The sequence below is a fragment of the Kitasatospora sp. NPDC050463 genome (assembly GCF_040655255.1).
Lineage (GTDB): Bacteria > Actinomycetota > Actinomycetes > Streptomycetales > Streptomycetaceae > Kitasatospora.
The window spans coordinates 163,352-179,735 of the sequence record NZ_JBFAJO010000002.1 but is presented as its reverse complement, the minus strand read 5'-3'; the positions used below and the strand labels follow the sequence as shown (position 1 = coordinate 179,735).

The following is a 16,384-nucleotide window of genomic DNA, read 5'->3' as shown; positions in this document are numbered from 1 at the left end:
GTCAGCCGGCCGCCACCAGGTCGGAGGGGTCGGTGTTGGCGCCGCAGAGCAGCACGGCGATCCGCTCACCGTCCGCGCCGGCCGCGCCGTCGGCGCCCTCCGGGCCCGCCACCGCGGCGAGCGCGGTGGCGGCCGCGTGCTCGACGGCGATCCGGCGCTCGTCCCAAAGCTCCTGCCGGGCCCGGACGATGGCGGCATCCGGCACCAACACCGTACGGACGCCGTCCTGTCGGGCGGCGTGCACGGCAAGTGCGGTGGCCCGGCGGGCCCCCAGCGAATCCGCGGCCACCGACTCCACCGGGACGTCCACCGGCCGGCCGGCCGCCAGGGCCGCGTCCAGCGCCCGGCTCCCCGCCGGCTCCACCGCCACCACCCGGACGCCGTGCGCGCGCGCCGCGGCGGCCACGCCGGTGAACAGCCCGCCGCCACCGACCGACACCACCACCGTGTCGAGGCCGGGCAGTTGGGACCGGATCTCGTCCAGCACCGTCCCGGCTCCGGCCGCGATCAGCGGGTGGTCGTACGCGTGGGAGGCGAGCGCGCCGCTGCCCGCCGCGAACTCCTCGCAGGCGGCCAGCGCTTCGGCGTACTCGCGGCCCGCCAGCCGGACCTCGGCCCCGTAGGAGCGCAGCCGGGCGACCTTGACCGCAGGCGCGGTCTCCGGCAGGAACACGGTGGCCCGCACGCCGAGCTCGCGGGCCGCCCACGCACAGGCCAGGCCGGCGTTCCCACCCGAGGCGATGGTCACTCCGGCGGCCGGCAGGGTGCCCGCCTCGGTGTGTGCGAGCAGGAAGTTCTGCGCCCCGCGCGCCTTGAAGCTGCCGGTGTGCTGGAGGTACTCCAGCGCCAGCCAGACCCGGCCGCCGTCGGCCCCGGGCGCCACGACCACGGGTCGCACCCGCCCCGCGATCCGCCGTCCGGCCGCCTCGACCTCGCCGTACGTCAGGTGCTCCACGCTGCTGTTCCTCTCGGCCCGGGGGTGGAAGCCGACTTCCACCGCGCCACCGCCGACGGTACGTCGCGGCGGTTCGCCAGCAGAAGATCACGAGCGCCCGGTCCCGGCCGCGCGGGGGTCGACCCCGGCCGGCCGCGTAGGCTGACCGTCATGCGTTCCGTGATCCTGCCGCCGCCCGAGCACTAGCGGGCGGCGCACCACACGATTCCCAGCCCGGCGGCGTCGTCGCCCCGGGCCGATGGATGCCGCCCGCGCCCACCGCGGACCTCACTCGGCTCACCATCGTGGAGAACCAACGCATGACCACTCATGCCGCCGTGCCGCTCCGGCACGGCCTGCTGTCCATCTCGGCCGCCGCCGTCGCCTGGGGCGTGGGCGGGGCCGTCGCCGCACTGCTGCTGCGCACCACCGGGCTCGGCCCGGTGGCCGTCTGCTTCTGGCGCTTCGCCGTCGCGGCCGGCTGCCTGGCCCTCGTCCCCGCAGGCCGGGGGCGTGCCGGTGCCGGAGCGCGCGGCTCGGCCGTGCTCACCGGGCTCGGGCTGGCGGTCAGCCAGTGCGCCTACTTCGGTTCGGTGCAGTTCGCCGGTCTCGGTCTCGGCACCCTGATCACCATCGGGGCGGGGCCGGTCCTGACCAGTCTCGGTGCCTGGCTGCTGCTCGGCGAGCGGCTCGGCGCGCGGGCGTCGGCCGCGATCGTGCTCGCGCTGGGGGGCCTCGCGCTGCTGGTCGCCGCCCCGGCGGCCGGCCCGCGTCCGGTGCTGGGCGTCGCGCTCGCCGTGCTGGCGGGCGCCGGGCAGAGCGGCCTCACCCTCTGGGCGCGCGGCGGCGGTTCGGCCCGGGCGAGCGGCGGTGCCTTCACCACGGGCATGCTCTGCCTGCTGCCCCTGGCCGCGGTCGAGGGGGTGGTGCCGACCGCGGGTGGCCCGGTACTGACGGCGGGTGCGCTGCTCTTCCTGGGGACCGTCCCCACCCTGCTCGCCTACCGCTGGTACTTCGCCGGCCTGACGGTCGTCCCGGGCGCCACCGCGGCCGTGCTCGTGCTGCTGGAGCCGGCGGCCGCCGCACTGATCGCCGTCCTCTGCTTCGGTGAGCCGGTGACTCCGGCCCTGGTGGCCGGCTCCGCCCTGCTGCTGGCCGCCATCGCGGTGCTCACCCGCGAGACCGGCTGACCGAGTGGGTCCGCCCGTGCCCTTCCCGTCACACCACGACGAGGACGGCACGGGCGGGCCCCTCCTACGGCACCGGCCGCAGTGCCGGCGGACCCGGCCGCAGGGCGCGCAGGACGAGATCGACCTGGACCCGGACGGCGCCGGCGCGGATCAGCGCGCTGGAGATCGCGCGCAGCTCCTCCGGGCCGGTGCAGGCGACGCGCAGTTCGAGGTCGGCGCCGCCGGCCAGTGCGAACCCGCTCCGGACCGCCGGGAACTCGGCGGACAGCCGGTCGAAGTCGAGCGGTACCGGGCCGAAACCGACCCGGACCAGGGCGTGCAACGGCCGCCCGCCCGCAGTGCGCGGGCCCTTCCCGGACCGGCCGGCCGGACCGGGCCGCCGTACCGGTTCGGGCGACCGGGCGCCGGGGACGAGTCGGAGCGCCGTCACCGGTGCTGGAGCTGGGGCCGGGCGGTCGGTGCGGCGGGCTCGGCGGGTGCGGGCCCCCGGGCGGGCCGGGCGACGGGCGGTGCCACCAGGCGCGGATCCAGTACCAGGGTGTCCACGCCCAGGGGCGCGGCGAGCGCGCGCAGGGCGGGCTCGGCGAGTTCGGTGAAGGCCTGGTCCGGCCCGAGGAGGGCGGTCAGCGCCTCGGTGGTGGCGAAGCCCACCGCGCAGCGGCGGCCGTCGCGCAGGCGGAAGAGCCGGAGGGCGGTGGTGGATCCGGTGACGGTGACCGGGACGTGCCAGACGACGCGGGCCATGCGGTGCTCCCGAGGAGTGGTGGGGCCTGCCGGAACTGCTGACTCCGACGCTAGGGGGATTCGGGCCTGTCGGGCGCTCTCCTGACGCGGCGTTGACCGAATGCGGTGCTGTGTTGACGGAGTCCTGACGGTCCTCGGCTGCCCTCTCCAGCAGCCCCTTCCCTTTCCTTCCTTATCCTTCCCTATGACATGGTAGTTTGCGGAGTGATAGGGAATTCCGAGCGAAGGGGGATCCGGTGGATCCGTACTACTCGGTGGAGCAGGTGGCCGAGCAGCTGGGTCTGCACGTGCGTACCGTGCGCGGCTACGTCCGGGACGGCCGCCTCAGGGCGACCAGGATCGGCAAGCAGTACCGGATCGCCGGCCGGGACCTCGCGGAGTTCACCGGCGCCCCGGTGCCCGTGCCGGCCGCGGCGCAGCGCCATGCCGAGGCCTCCACCATCGTGCAGATCGACGCGATCGAGACCGCGGAGGCCGCTCGGCTGGCCAACACGCTGATGGCGGCGGTCGCCGGCCCCCGCGAGGGCAGCCCGCTGCGCATCCAGACCCTGCACGACGAGCAGCGCTCGACGCTCAAGGTGGTCATCCTCGGCGAGCTGGCCGACACGGCCGAGCTGCTCGTCATCGTCAACGCACTGATCAGGGAGAACGCCGATGTCTGAGCCCGCCGTCACCGTCCTGCGCCTCGCCGCGGACGGTCCGCCGGTCCGCGGCGAGCGGGACGCCACCGACCTGATCGGCGACGCGTTCGCGGTCGGCGCCGCCTGGGTCGTGGTGCCCGTGGAGCGTTTCGAGGACGACTTCTTCCGGCTGAGCACCCGGGTCGCCGGCGGGATCGTGCAGAAGTTCGCCACCTATCGGATCGGTCTGGCCGTCGTCGGCGACATCTCGCGCCACACCGCAGACAGCGGCCCCCTGCGGGACTTCGTTCGGGAGAGCAACCGGGGTGGCCAGCTCTGGTTCCTGGCCGACGAGGCCGCGTTCGAAGCCCGGTTCGACGCCCCGCCCGGCACCAGGTCCGAGGTCCGGTCCGAGGTCCGTCCGTGACGACGTCGGTCCGCTGCCGCGCCGCCCGCCCGTGACGGGACCACGCCGCCCGGGTGCCCGCCCGCCGCGCCGCTCCGCTTGCCCGGCGACCGCCCCGGGACGACGGTGGAGCTGACCGCCGCCGGCCCGCCGGGGCGCCGGCGCGCACTCCGGGGCGGGGGGAGGTGGAGCGAAGGGGCGAACACGAGATATCTTGACATCAAGACGTTGGAGACGTGAAGCGGAGTACCGATGACTGACTCGACCATCATCTATACGCACACCGACGAGGCGCCGGCCCTGGCAACGTACTCGTTCCTGCCCGTGGTGCAGGCTTACGCCTCGACGGCGGGTGTGCGGGTGGAGACCCGTGACATCTCCCTCGCCGGGCGGATCATCGCGAGCTTCCCGGAGCGTCTGGAGGAGGGCCAGCGGATCGAGGACGCCCTCGCCGAGCTGGGCGAACTCGCCAAGACCCCGGGCGCCAACATCATCAAGCTGCCGAACATCTCGGCCTCCATCCCGCAGCTGAAGGCGGCCGTCGCCGAGCTTCAGGCGCAGGGCTACGCGCTGCCGGACTACCCGGACGACCCGCAGACGGACGAGGACAAGGACGTCCGGGCCCGCTACGACAAGGTCAAGGGCAGCGCGGTCAACCCCGTCCTGCGCGAGGGCAACTCGGACCGCCGCGCCCCCGCGTCGGTCAAGAACTACGCCAAGACGCACCCGCACCGCATGGGCGCCTGGACAGCCGACTCCAAGACCAACGTCGCGACCATGGGCGAGAACGACTTCCGTTCCACCGAGAAGTCCGCGGTGATCTCCTCGGCCGGCTCGCTGCGCATCGAGCTGGTCGCCGAGGACGGCACCACCACCGTGCTGCGTCCGTCGGTTCCGGTGCTGGCCGGCGAGGTCGTCGACGCCTCGGTGCTGCGCGTCGCCGCGCTGCGCGAGTTCCTGGCGGCCCAGGTCGCCCGCGCCAAGGCCGAGGGCGTGCTGTTCTCGGTGCACCTCAAGGCCACCATGATGAAGGTCTCCGACCCGATCATCTTCGGCCACGTGGTCCGCGCCTTCTTCCCGAAGACCTTCGCCGCGTACGGCGACGCGCTGGTCGCCGCCGGCCTGAACCCGAACAACGGCCTCGGCGGCATCCTGGGCGGTCTCGACAAGCTGGCGAACGGCGCCGAGATCAAGGCCTCGTTCGAGGCCGAGCTGGCCGAGGGCCCGGCCCTGGCCATGGTCGACTCCGACAAGGGCATCACCAACCTGCACGTGCCGAGCGACGTCATCGTCGACGCCTCGATGCCGGCCATGATCCGTACCTCTGGCCACATGTGGGGCCCGGACGGCAACGAGGCCGACACCCTGGCCGTGCTGCCGGACAGCAGCTACTCCGGTGTGTACCAGGCCGTCATCGACGACTGCCGCGCCAACGGCGCCCTCGACCCGGCCACCATCGGCTCGGTGCCGAACGTCGGCCTGATGGCCCAGGCGGCCGAGGAGTACGGCAGCCACGACAAGACCTTCGAGATCGCCGCCGCCGGCACCGTCCGGCTCGTCGACGCCGAGGGCGACGTCGTCCTGGAGCAGGCCGTCCAGGCCGGCGACATCTTCCGCGCCTGCCAGACCAAGGACCTGCCGATCCAGGACTGGGTCAAGCTGGCCGTCACCCGTGCCCGCGCCACCGGCAACCCGGCCGTCTTCTGGCTGGACGAGGGCCGCGCGCACGACGCCGTGCTGATCGAGAAGATCAAGACCTACCTGCCGGAGCACGACACGGCCGGCCTGCAGATCGAGATCAAGACCCCGGTCGAGGCCACCAAGTTCTCGCTGGAGCGCATCCGTCGTGGCGAGGACACCATCTCGGTCACCGGCAACGTGCTGCGTGACTACCTGACCGACCTCTTCCCGATCCTGGAGCTGGGCACCAGCGCCAAGATGCTGTCGGTCGTCCCGCTGATGAACGGCGGCGGCCTGTTCGAGACCGGCGCCGGCGGCTCCGCCCCGAAGCACGTCCAGCAGCTGGTCAAGGAGAACTACCTGCGCTGGGACAGCCTGGGCGAGTTCTTCGCGCTGGCCGCCAGCTTCGAGCACCTGGCCCAGACCGCCGACAACGCCCGCGCCCAGGTGCTGGCCGACACGCTGGACCGCGCCACCGGCACCTTCCTCAACGAGGACAAGTCGCCGAGCCGCCGCCTCGGCGGTATCGACAACCGTGGCAGCCACTTCTACCTGGCCCTGTACTGGGCCCAGGAGCTGGCCCGGCAGACCGCCGACGCCGAGCTGGCCCAGGCGTTCGCCGGCCTGGCCAAGGCGCTGGCCGACCAGGAGCAGGCCATCGTCGAGGAGCTCGTCGCGGTTCAGGGCTCGCCGGTCGACATCGGCGGCTACTACCAGCCCGACCCGGCCAAGGCCGCGGCCGTGATGCGCCCGTCGAAGACCTTCAACGAGGCGCTGGCCAACCTCGGCTGATCACGGCCGGGGGTCGGCGACGCGCCGGCACCGAGTACACGGGGAGGCCCCCGGGTCCGTTCGCGACCCGGGGGCCTGCCCGTGTCCGGGCGCGGCCGGGGCGGTGACGGGCCGGGGTGGCGGACGCCTCACCACCGCCAGCCCGCCACCGCCCCGGCCGCCGCGAGCAGCAGGACGACGGCGGTGTTCACCCGCGGGTACATCAGCGCCGTCGCGACCACCTCGCGCAGGACGGCGCTCGGCCAGTAGTACCCGGCCGTCGGCGCGCCGACGACCTGCCCGGGCACGCCCGCCCGGCGGGTGGTGACGGCGGAGCGGAGCACATGGAAGCTGCTCGTCACCACGGTGCAGTGGTAGCCGGGCCGCTCGCGCTCCATCAGCTCCCGGCTGAAGGCGAGGTTCTCGGTGGTGTTGGTGGCCTTCTCCTCCAGCCGGATCCGCTCGCGCGGGCAGCCGGCGGCGACCAGGTGGGCCGCCATGGCCGAGGCCTCGGTGCAGCTCTCGTCCGGGCCCTTGCCGCCGGTCACCAGCAGCAGCGGCGCGTGCCCGGCCGCCTCCTCGGCCCGGTAGAGCGCCACCGCGCGGTCCAGCCGGGCGACCAGCAGCGGTGGCACCTCGCAGCCGTCCAGGCCGGCGCCCAGCACCACCAGGTAGTCGGCGCCGGGCCGGGGGGCGAGCCGCCGGTACAGCAGGGTGTAGCCGAGGAAGCAGAGCAGCAGGAACGCGCCGTAGCCGCCGAGCAGTACGGCCGCGCCGGCCGCCGCCCGCAGCGCCCGGACGCTGAGGTAGGTGGCCGAGAGCAGCAGCGCCAGGAGGGCGAGCAGGGCCGCGCCGGCGAGCAGCGCGAGCAGACTGGCCGGCCGGGTGCCCTCCCGCCGGACCATGGTGACCCCGTTGGCCACCAGCAGGGCCGCCGCCACCAGCCCGCTCAGCCAGACCGCGCCCGCCACCGCGGCCGTGACGGCGCTCGCGGCCGGCGAGGAGAAGTGGCCGACGGCGCTCACCGTGCCGAGCGCCGCGCAGACGCCGATCAGCCCGAGCAGCACCCCGTTGCCGAACCGGCGCGGCTCCTGGATCCGGGAGAGCAGCACCACGGCGAGCAGGGCGGCCATCAGAAGGGCTTGCATGCCCCGGATCCTAGGCACAGACGGCCGGGCGCCGTCGCCCGCCGGGCGGAAACCGGAGGGCCCGCCGGGGAAGCCCCACCCTTCCTCGTACGGGCGGGCGGGCCGGCGTGGCGGCGGGGCCCGGGGAGCCGGGGCGGGGAGACGACGAAACCCCCGCCCGGCGGCAGGGGTTTCGTGTGCGGCTGTGTGCGGTCGTGTGTGGTCAGCCGGCGTCGGCCGCCGGGGCGGGGCGCTGACCGCGCTTGTCCAGCGAGGCCAGGTAGGCGTTGTACGCGGCCAGCTCGGCGTCACCGCTGCGCTCCTCGGCGCGGTCCCGGCGGCGGGACACCCGCTGCTCGGAGCGCATCCACTGGTAGACCAGCGCGATCAGCACGATCGCGGTCGGGATCTCACCGAACGCCCAGGTGATGCCGCCGGCCAGCTTCTGGTCGTCCAGCAGCTTCGTCCCGGGCGGCGCCGCCTCCTCGGTGAAGGTGGTCACCAGCGGGTGGCTGGCCATCATCACCGCGACGCCGAAGAAGGCGTGGAACGGCATGCCCATGAACAGCTCGATGATCCGCATCACGTGGCCCGGCCGGTGCGGGCCCGGGTCGACGCCCATGATCGGCCAGAAGAACGCCAGCCCGGCGGCGAGGAAGTGCACCATCATGAAGATGTGCCCGAGCCGGTACTGCATGAGGAAGTCGAACAGCGGGGTGAAGTAGACCCCGTAGAGGCTCGCGATGAACAGCGGGATGGTGAATCCCGGGTGCGAGACCACCCGGACGAAGGTGCTGTGCAGCAGGGCCACCAGCAGTTCGCGCGGCCCGCGCGGCCGGCCCTTGCCGGCCGGGCGCAGCGCCCGCAGCGCGAGCGTGATGGGCGCGCCGAGCAGCAGCAGGATGGGCGACAGCATGGAGAGCACCATGTGCTGCATCATGTGCGCGCTGAACAGCACCATGCCGTAGTCGTTCAGCCCGGTGCAGGTGACCAGGATCACCGAGCCGATGCCCGCCGCCCAGCCGACCGACCGGCCGATCGGCCAGCGGTCACCACGCCGGTACAGCCGGACGACGCCCGTGCCGTACAGGGCCAGGGCGGCCAGGCCGCCGATCAGGAACACCCAGTCGGGGGACCAGGTCAAGACGTTGGAGAGGGAGAACGGGCCCAGCTCTGCCATTCCGCCGTGGTGGTGCATCCCTGACATTCCGTCGCCCATCGGCGGGTCCTGCTTTCCCTCGTCACGGGCCCTGGGTGGGTCCGGTTCGCCCGTTTTGCTTGCCTCCACAGCCTAGGCGGGCCTTACTCCGGGGCTTCCCCCACCCCCTGGTTCGGCCGGGCGGGCCGGGGCGGCGCGCCGGTCGCCGACCGTACGCCGCCCCGGTCGTTCCGCGGGGGTCGATCAGGAGCCCTGGGTGTTCTTCAGGCAGAAGTCCTTGTCGGTGACGTGCTCCGTCAGGTAGCCCGCGCTGAGGAGCCCCGCGACGTCGAAGGTCGCCAGGTTGGGGTCGGCCGGCTTGAGGTCCGGGTCGAGCCACTGCTGGAGGCCGTTGCCCGGCTGCGAGAACGCCCCCGCGATGTGGCCCTGTTGGACCTTGAACGACTTCTTCACCTCGAAGCAGTGGTAGTTGGCGTCGCCGCCGTTGAGCGAGTCGGGCGGGAGGGCGCGCTGGGGGAACGGCGTGCCGCCCGGGGCCAGGAACTTGCCGCGGGCGTTGCCCCCGAAGCGGTCCAGCTTCTTCCCGGGCTGCAGCAGCTCCTCGGTCATGTCGAGGTCGCCGCCGTTGTCGGTGAAGCCCATGTGGTCCGGGTACTTCCAGCCCCGCCAGTCCCGGTACCAGTCCAGGAACCGGGCCGGCGTCACCCCGCCCAGCCGGTCGTAGCCCACCAGCAGCCGCTTCACCACCGGGTCCGTCGGCAGGACGGCCGGGCCGAGTTCGACCCGCGTGCAGAGGTACTTCGCCGCGCCGGGGTCGTAGACCTTCGGAACGTTGTCGCACTCCGCGATCGGCACCCGCTGGGAGGAGGACGACTGGGCGACGGCGGTGCCGGTGGCGGCCAACCCGGTGAGGGGCAGGACGGCCGCCATCGTGAAGGCGGCGAGAGCGGGGTTGCGCATGGGCGGTTCCGTTCGGGAGGGGGAGCGGGGGCGCCATGGCCGACGGCCCGCACGGCGAGCCGGTGGCGATGAGCACACGCACAGTCGCACAGAGTCACGCTGTTTGTGTGCGGATGACCCGTTCGCCCCCGCTGTGCCCACCCGTTCGGATGCATGCCCGTCGGCCACGGTCCGTACTCGCGAGCCGTCCTCGGGTCGGCGATGGGCCCGAGGATCACGGCTCTGCTCCCGGCTCCTGTCCCGCCCGGGCCCCTCCGGGATGCCCGGTCCGGGGGCCGGAGGGGGCTGCCCTCCTCTCAGAGGCCCTGCCAGGCGGGCTTGGCGGCGTAGGTGTCCCGGAAGTAGCCGGCGAGCTTGAGGCCCGAGGCGGCCGCCTCGTCGACGACGACGGTGGCGTGCGGGTGCAGCTGCAGGGCTGAGGCGGGCACCATCGCGGACAGCGGGCCCTCCACGGCGAGCGCGACGGCCTCGGCCTTGGCCGCTCCGGTCGCGAGCAGCACGAGGTGGCGGGCCTCCAGGATGGTGCCGATGCCCTGGGTGAGTACGTGGTGCGGGACGTCGTCGAGGCTGTCGAAGAACCGGGCGTTGTCCTCGCGGGTCTGCCGGGTCAGCGTCTTGATGCGGGTCCGGGAGGCGAGCGACGAGCACGGCTCGTTGAAGCCGATGTGGCCGTCGGTGCCGATGCCGAGCAGCTGGAGGTCGACGCCGCCGGCCTCGGCGAGGGCGCGGTCGTAGTCCGCCGCGGCCGCGGCGATGTCCTGCGCGTTGCCGTCGGGGCCCATGAAGGACGCCTCGGTCAGACCGAGCGGCTCCACCACCTCGCGAAGGACCACCGAGCGGTAGGACTCGGGGTGGCCGGCCGGGAGGCCGACGTACTCGTCCAGCTGGCAGACGCGTGCGCGGGAGGCGTCCAGGGTCCCGGCCTGGACCCGGGCGGCGAGGGCCTGGTAGATCGGCGTCGGGGTGGAGCCGGTTGCCACGCCGAGCAGGGCGTCGGGCTTGTCGGTCAGCAGATCGGCGATCGCCGCGGCGATGAGGCTGCCTCCGGCGGCGGCGTCGGGCACGATCACGATTTCCATACTGATGCACCATTTCGGGACTCGAGATAGAGGTCTAGACCATTCTGTCGTGATGTCCTCCCTCAGGTCCACTCCGCTTCCGGAGGAGTTCGCGGCCGTGGCCGGCGTGGGGGCCCGGCATCGGCCGCCGGGTCCATCCGTCGGGCCAGGCCGCGAGAGCGAACGTGGTTTGTTGTGTTGACTCTTGTGGGTTATTGATTGGTGAAATATCATATGGCACCACCGTCGGAGGTCGGGGGATCGCCGATTCCCCGTGCCAGTGCCTCGCCGACGGCGGCCTGCCGAGTGCTGTCATGTTCCCCCACCGCATTGCCTGTTGGCGCCTGCGTGTCCTTGCTCGACACCTCGGTGAGCCAGAGTTCAGAGCCACCCAGACCCACCCCCACCAGCCGTGGTCGGGCCCGCCCGCAGGGTGGCGCCTGCCCCGGCACACGCACCCCTCGGGAAGTCCCCACATGCGCACATCGCCACCTCGCGTCGCCGGCATGCTGGCCGCTCTGGCCCTCGCCGCCTCCGGCCTCGGCGCGACCACCCTCGTCACCGCCGCCCCGGCCGCCGCCCTCGGCAACGGCAACGCCCTGACCCCGCCCATGGGGTGGAACTCCTGGAACAGCCTGGGCACCCAGGTGACCCAGACCCAGGTCAAGCAGACCATCGACTTCATGGCGGCCAACGGCCTGGTCCAGGCCGGCTACAACACCGTCACCATCGACGACGGCTGGTCGGTCCGCCACCGCGACGGCCAGACCACGGACTTCGCGAAGACCGCGGACAACGGGATGCAGCTGTACGACGCCTACGGCCGTCCGGTCTCCGGCACCGACGGCTCCGGCAACGACCCCACCAGCGGGCACCTCGTCCCCGACGCCGACCGGTTCCCCTCGCAGACCGTCAACGGCAGCACCGTGAACGGCATCCAGTACCTGGCCTGGTACGCGCACAGCAAGGGCATGAAGTTCGGTCTCTACGCCACCGCCACCTACACCACCTGCCAGGGCCACCCCGGCAGCCTCGGCCACGAGACCACCGACGCGAACGACTTCGTGGCCTGGGGCGTCGACTACGTCAAGTACGACGACTGCCCGTACGGCCCGACCATCGTCGGCCCCGACGGCTACAGCTACTACCCGCAGGGCGAGGGCAAGGAGCTCACCCAGTCCATCTACGCCCGTACGCAGACCTTCCAGCGGGCCCTGGACGCGGCGACCGCCGCCGCGGGCCGGCCGAAGGTCACCCTCAGCCTGTCCGCCCAGCCCGCGCACACCGGCATCCCCCACCTGCTGAACGCCAACGACCCGGCCCGCACCGACCCGCTGATCGTGGCCGCCGGCGTCCAGCCGCATCAGGCCGCCGGCTACTACCCCACCGGCGTGTGGTGCGGCCAGGTCGCCAACCTGTGCCGGATCGGCGGCGACCGGAACAGCGAGCTGGACGGCGTCCTCTACAACGGCCAGTTGCAGACCGCCCTGAAGTACCCGGGCAACGTCCACCCCGGTAGCTGGAACGACATGGACATGATGTTCGCCGGCTGGCAGGACCCGTACGGCGTCTGGGGCGTCACCGACACCTACAAGGGCAACAAGCCCTTCACCGACGACGAGTCGCGCACCGAGCTGTCCATCCTGTCGATGATGGCCGCCCCGCTCATCTCCGGCGCCGACCTGCGCACCACCGCCGACGCGCAGCACACCGCGAACGGCTACACCTGGTCCACCGGGATCCATTCCTCCGCCCTGGGGCTGCTGAAGAACCCCGACATGATCGCCATCGACCAGGACAGCCTCGCCAAGCCCGCCACCCTGGTCGGCACCATGCCCAACTACCCCGCCTCGACCACGGCGCCGGTGATCCTCAAGCGTCAGCTCGCCAACGGCGACCTGGCCGTCGCCCTGATCAACCAGGACCCGAACAACTGGGCCATGCCCAGCGTCAGTTTCGCCGACCTCGGTGTGACCGGCACCAGCTACTCCTACCGGGAACTGTGGACCGGCGCCACCGGCACCACCACCGGCACCATCGGCGGCAGCTGGATCCCGGCGCACGGCGTCTCCCTCTACCGCATCGCCGGCGCGAGCGTCGGCATGGGCAACGGCAACGGCAATGGCAACGGCACTGGCGGCGACCGGGCGAGCGTCGTCGGCGACGGCAAGTACCACGCGATCAGCGCGGGCGGCACCGGCGGTCAGGCGCTGGAGGTCAAGGGCGGCTGCTACGCCCCGCTCGGCGGCAACAGCGGCATCAACGCCTACCAGAGCGGCAACGCCGCCCAGCAGTGGCTGTTCACGCCCAACGCGGACGGCACCGTGACGATCACCGACAACTGCTACACCGCCACCCAGACGCACACCGTGCTCGCCGCCGGCGGCGGAGTCGGCAGCGCCTACCTGCTCAACCCCACGGCCAACAACCCCTGGCAGAAGTGGAAGGTCACCCAGAACAGCGCCGGCGCGCTGACCGTCACCAACGTCGGCAACGGCCTGGTCCTGGACGTCGCCGCCACCACGGCCGGCTCGACCGGGATGACCAACCCGGCCAACTCGGCAGCGGCCGGCCAGAGCTGGACCGTCCTGTCCTGACGGCCCTGATCCCATCACGGCCGGGCCCGGCACGGCGCGACACCGTGCCGGGCCCGCGTACGCGGGTGGTGTCTTTCGTGACGGCCCGGCAGTTCATTTGCCGGGCCGGTTCGGCTTGTCGGGGTGGGACGGGTGGTCGGCGGGCAGGACCAGGACGGGGCGGTGGCCGGGTTGCATCAGCTCGAGCAGGGCCTGCCGGGGCCGCTGATCATCTCCATGTAGTCCTCCCTCCCCGGACCCGGCCCGCTCACCCTGTTTCCGGACGGGCGACATCATTGGCCAGCAGGCGTTGGCCTCGGAGCGGGCGAATTGGCTGACGGGCAGCCAGTGACCGTGGGGAGTCTTGACTCGTGGCGGCACTGTCGTCCTGGACTACCGCCCCGTGCAGGGGCGGCCGACAGGGCAGCGGACACGGCGCCTGAAGTCGTCCTTTTCCGGCACGACGACGAAGGATGGGGACCACTGGTTCCCGATCCGCACCGCCCGCTCCATGCGGCCGGGGGTGGCGTGGTGGCGCATGGCCGACCCCTGCTGTTCGGGGTCGGCCATGCGGGTACGAGGTGGGTCAGTGGGGTGCGGGTGCGTGGCCGACGGCCGGGGCGGGTCAGTGGAGCGCGGTGCCGGCGGTGGTGCAGGTGTTGCCGTTGAGGGTGAAGCCGCCGGGCGAGGGGTTGGCGCCGGAGTAGGCGCCGTTGAAGCCGATCGTGGTGGAACCCCCGGTGGGCAGGGACGCGTTCCAGCCGGCGCCCTCGACGGTGACTGCGGCGCCGGTCTGCGCCCAGGTACCGCTCCAGCCCTGGGTGACCTTCTGATTGCCGGCGAAGGTGAATCCGAGGTGCCAGCCGGTGACCGGTGCCGCCAGGTTGGTGATCTTCACGCTCGCGGTGAAGCCGGTGCCCCAGTCGTTGCCGACCTGGTAGGCGACGGTGCAGCCGCTCGCCGTGGCCGGACCGGTGGTGACCTGCAGCGGAGCCGACGGAGGTGAGCTGCGGCCCCCGGTGTCGGTGGCCACCACGCGGAACGTGTAGGCGGTTGCAGGGGTCAGTCCGGTGACGATGGCGGTGGTGGCCGACGCGGGGACGGTGGCCAGCGGCGCCGTGGTGGCCGGGTCGCCGGCGTACACGCGGTAGTCCGCCAGGGGGGAGGTCCCGGGTGTGGCGGCCGGCCAGGTCAGCGTCACGCGGTCGGGGCCGGTCGCGGAGGCCGTGGGAGTGCCCGGTGCCGAGGGCGGGGTGGCCTGGGCCGAGCCGGCGGGAATGACGTACTCGGTGATGGAGTACGCCGGGAATGTCGCGGTGAAGGAGCCGCCGTTCAGCGGCTGACCGGCCGGGTGCTGGATCGCGGTGGGGTCGCCCTGGCCGTAGCGGTAGACCTGTGCTGCTGCCGGGAGCGCGGTGCCACCGGTCACGGAGACGGGTGCGGTCAGGTCGCCGGTGGTCTTGTTGATCACCATGACCGTGGTGGCATGGTCGCTGCTGCGCTCGGCCGCGTACACCGACAGCTTGTCCTGGTCGGCGCTCGCGGCCTTGACGGAGGTATCGCCGAAGGTGCCGCCCTGGCCGTCGTAGTTCAGGAACATGCGGAAGGCGTACGCTCCGGGGTCGGTCTCTTTGGGCGGTGACCACAGGGTGGCCAGGTCCAGCCCCTGACGTCCGAAGATCCCCAGCACGTCGGCCTGGGCCAGGCCGCCGTCGATGTGGTCCAGCGCGCCCCAGTTGTACTCCGAGATGGCCAGCTTCGTGCCCGGGTAGTTCTGGTCGACCAGCGAGCGCATCCGGGGGACGAACTGGATCGGTTGGTTGATCCAGCTCTCGTCGACGTACGAGGGATCCCACAACTGCCGGGTGGAACGCAATCGCAGGGCCTGCGTCGCCGCATCGTCCGCACTGCCGGACACACCGGACTGCTGCGGGTAGATGTGCTCGTCGAAGTAGTCCAGGATCCGGCGCCCGTGCGCCTGCTCGTACTCCTTCATCTGCCGCAGATACCACGGGGCGAACTGCACGCCGCCGTGCGCGGCGGCGTCCGGCGGGTTCGACCAGCAACTGCCCCCCTGCTCGCCGCACACCTGCTGGTCCAGGCCGGAGTAGATCAGCGAGTTGAAGCCCCAGCCGACCGGACCGAGGGTCTGCGCGGCCGGGTCGGCGTCCTTGACGGCTGCGGCGATGGCGTAGGTGCTGTCGCGCAGTTCGTCGTAGCTTGGCCCGGCCGGGTGGACATCGCGGTGCGTGCCGAACCACAGGTCCGGTTCGTTGTCCAGGTTGTAGAAGCGCACCCCGCCGCTGTTCGCGGTGCCGTAGGAGCTGTTGAGGTACTGCACCCAGCCCTTGACGAAGTCCGGCCCCGCGGGCGTGCTGGTCTCGCTCGGATCGTTGCCCGTGATCAGGCTGCCGTCGGGCTTCCTGCCGTTGCCGCAGTCCGGCCGCCACTGCGCGTCGGTGTCCTGCTGAGGACCGTACTTGGCGACGCTGAACCCGCAGCCGCTGTCGCGGCCGGCCGCCGTCCAGCCGATCATCGGCACGGTCATCAGCGTGTCGGTGCCGGTCCTGCGGTTCTGCTCGACGAACTTGTCGGCCTGCGATCCGGCGGGCAGGGCCGCGGTGTCGTTGCTGTAGTGCAGGTCCTCGAAGTACCAGTCCGACCCGGCGTTGTAGGCGTCGAGCTTGTAGTTGTAACGGCTGGTGGCGTTGCCACCCCAGCGGCCCATCGGCAGACGCAGTTCCTTGGCCAGCGCCTCGTCGGGGAAGTTCATGCCGTAGATGTGGGGATCGATGGCGTGCCGCCCGCTGGTGGCGTCCACGGTGACCGCCGGGCCCGCGGAGGCAGCGGCCCTGGGCACCGCTCGCCCGGGCGCGGTACCGACGGCCTGCGCCGCTCCGGTACCGGCCAGCAGTACCGCGACTGCCGCCAAGGCGGCCGCCTTGTGTGTCGTACGCATGGTCTCCTTCTCAGCAGCCGACAGCGCGGGCGGTACGGCCCGCAACGCCCGAAGCGTGCGATGGACACGTACCGTCGGCAGCGCCGCGGCCTTGGGTGGGGGGATGGAAACGACCGCGCTGTGGGAACCCGGATCTCACCGGCCGGTTGGTCTGGCGAGGCAGGACGCTGCGGCCGGCACTGGCGTTGCCCGGCCGACGG

General features: G+C 72.6%; 13 protein-coding genes. 5 read left to right on the top strand and 8 right to left on the bottom strand.

Going from position 1 to position 16,384, the window contains the following annotated elements; genetic code table 11:
* Position 1: 1 nt before the first annotated feature.
* Positions 2 to 955, bottom strand: coding sequence for a serine/threonine dehydratase (locus AB0J08_RS02460; protein WP_360625585.1), 954 nt, complete (start codon positions 953 to 955; stop codon positions 2 to 4).
* Positions 956 to 1,254: 299 nt separating this feature from the next.
* Here AB0J08_RS02460 and AB0J08_RS02455 point away from each other — a divergent pair, with 299 nt between their 5' ends.
* On the top strand, positions 1,255 to 2,124 hold the full coding sequence (locus AB0J08_RS02455; protein WP_360625582.1) for a DMT family transporter: 870 nt from the start codon (positions 1,255 to 1,257) through the stop codon (positions 2,122 to 2,124).
* A gap of 64 nt (positions 2,125 to 2,188) precedes the next feature.
* Here AB0J08_RS02455 and AB0J08_RS02450 read toward each other — a convergent pair whose 3' ends face one another.
* Both AB0J08_RS02450 and AB0J08_RS02445 read right to left on the bottom strand, forming a co-directional pair.
* A complete protein-coding gene (locus tag AB0J08_RS02450; protein WP_360625579.1) occupies positions 2,189 to 2,446 on the bottom strand; it encodes a hypothetical protein in 258 nt (85 codons plus the stop codon).
* A gap of 104 nt (positions 2,447 to 2,550) precedes the next feature.
* Positions 2,551 to 2,868, bottom strand: coding sequence for an SAV_915 family protein (locus AB0J08_RS02445; RefSeq protein WP_360625576.1), 318 nt, complete (start codon positions 2,866 to 2,868; stop codon positions 2,551 to 2,553).
* A 236-nt stretch (positions 2,869 to 3,104) separates the two neighbouring features.
* On the opposite strand from AB0J08_RS02445, the gene AB0J08_RS02440 reads away from it, so the two are divergent.
* The 3 genes from AB0J08_RS02440 to AB0J08_RS02430 all read left to right on the top strand — a co-directional run bounded on the left by AB0J08_RS02440 (position 3,105) and on the right by AB0J08_RS02430 (position 6,366).
* Positions 3,105 to 3,530, top strand: a complete 426-nt coding sequence (locus AB0J08_RS02440) for a helix-turn-helix domain-containing protein (protein WP_360625573.1) — start codon at positions 3,105 to 3,107, stop codon at positions 3,528 to 3,530.
* Complete coding sequence (locus tag AB0J08_RS02435; RefSeq protein WP_360625570.1) at positions 3,523 to 3,915, top strand: DUF4180 domain-containing protein; 393 nt, start codon at positions 3,523 to 3,525, stop codon at positions 3,913 to 3,915. Before AB0J08_RS02440 ends, AB0J08_RS02435 begins: the two co-directional genes overlap by 8 nt.
* Positions 3,916 to 4,146: 231 nt before the next feature.
* A complete protein-coding gene (locus AB0J08_RS02430; protein WP_360625567.1) occupies positions 4,147 to 6,366 on the top strand; it encodes an NADP-dependent isocitrate dehydrogenase in 2,220 nt (739 codons plus the stop codon).
* A gap of 128 nt (positions 6,367 to 6,494) precedes the next feature.
* Here AB0J08_RS02430 and AB0J08_RS02425 read toward each other — a convergent pair whose 3' ends face one another.
* The 4 genes from AB0J08_RS02425 to nagB form a co-directional block, all read right to left on the bottom strand.
* Positions 6,495 to 7,493 (bottom strand): YdcF family protein, encoded by a 999-nt coding sequence (locus AB0J08_RS02425; protein ID WP_360625564.1) that lies wholly within the window; start codon positions 7,491 to 7,493, stop codon positions 6,495 to 6,497.
* Between the two features lie 202 nt (positions 7,494 to 7,695).
* Positions 7,696 to 8,670 carry a cytochrome c oxidase assembly protein gene (locus tag AB0J08_RS02420; protein WP_360625768.1) on the bottom strand — a complete coding sequence of 325 codons (975 nt, stop codon included), beginning with the start codon at positions 8,668 to 8,670 and terminating at the stop codon, positions 7,696 to 7,698.
* A gap of 204 nt (positions 8,671 to 8,874) precedes the next feature.
* Complete coding sequence (locus tag AB0J08_RS02415) at positions 8,875 to 9,591, bottom strand: TNT domain-containing protein (protein WP_360625561.1); 717 nt, start codon at positions 9,589 to 9,591, stop codon at positions 8,875 to 8,877.
* Between the two features lie 296 nt (positions 9,592 to 9,887).
* Positions 9,888 to 10,670 carry a glucosamine-6-phosphate deaminase gene (nagB, locus tag AB0J08_RS02410; RefSeq protein ID WP_360625558.1) on the bottom strand — a complete coding sequence of 261 codons (783 nt, stop codon included), beginning with the start codon at positions 10,668 to 10,670 and terminating at the stop codon, positions 9,888 to 9,890.
* Between the two features lie 455 nt (positions 10,671 to 11,125).
* Between nagB and AB0J08_RS02405 the strand changes: the two genes are divergently transcribed.
* Positions 11,126 to 13,246 (top strand): alpha-galactosidase, encoded by a 2,121-nt coding sequence (locus AB0J08_RS02405; RefSeq protein WP_360625555.1) that lies wholly within the window; start codon positions 11,126 to 11,128, stop codon positions 13,244 to 13,246.
* A gap of 604 nt (positions 13,247 to 13,850) precedes the next feature.
* Here AB0J08_RS02405 and AB0J08_RS02400 read toward each other — a convergent pair.
* On the bottom strand, positions 13,851 to 16,184 hold the full coding sequence (locus AB0J08_RS02400) for a glycoside hydrolase family 44 protein (protein ID WP_360625552.1): 2,334 nt from the start codon (positions 16,182 to 16,184) through the stop codon (positions 13,851 to 13,853).
* Positions 16,185 to 16,384: the final 200 nt, after the last annotated feature.

What these genes read in the sequence shown, in the direction of transcription:
- AB0J08_RS02455 (WP_360625582.1), top strand. Translation starts at nt 1,255, where the DNA reads ATGACCACTCATGCCGCCGTGCCGCTCCGGCACGGCCTGCTGTCCATC.
- AB0J08_RS02445 (WP_360625576.1), bottom strand. Translation starts at nt 2,868, where the DNA reads ATGGCCCGCGTCGTCTGGCACGTCCCGGTCACCGTCACCGGATCCACC.
- AB0J08_RS02435 (WP_360625570.1), top strand. Translation starts at nt 3,523, where the DNA reads ATGTCTGAGCCCGCCGTCACCGTCCTGCGCCTCGCCGCGGACGGTCCG.
- AB0J08_RS02430 (WP_360625567.1), top strand. Translation starts at nt 4,147, where the DNA reads ATGACTGACTCGACCATCATCTATACGCACACCGACGAGGCGCCGGCC.
- AB0J08_RS02425 (WP_360625564.1), bottom strand. Translation starts at nt 7,493, where the DNA reads ATGCAAGCCCTTCTGATGGCCGCCCTGCTCGCCGTGGTGCTGCTCTCC.
- AB0J08_RS02420 (WP_360625768.1), bottom strand. Translation starts at nt 8,670, where the DNA reads ATGCACCACCACGGCGGAATGGCAGAGCTGGGCCCGTTCTCCCTCTCC.
- AB0J08_RS02415 (WP_360625561.1), bottom strand. Translation starts at nt 9,591, where the DNA reads ATGCGCAACCCCGCTCTCGCCGCCTTCACGATGGCGGCCGTCCTGCCC.
- nagB (WP_360625558.1), bottom strand. Translation starts at nt 10,670, where the DNA reads ATGGAAATCGTGATCGTGCCCGACGCCGCCGCCGGAGGCAGCCTCATC.
- AB0J08_RS02405 (WP_360625555.1), top strand. Translation starts at nt 11,126, where the DNA reads ATGCGCACATCGCCACCTCGCGTCGCCGGCATGCTGGCCGCTCTGGCC.
- AB0J08_RS02400 (WP_360625552.1), bottom strand. Translation starts at nt 16,184, where the DNA reads ATGCGTACGACACACAAGGCGGCCGCCTTGGCGGCAGTCGCGGTACTG.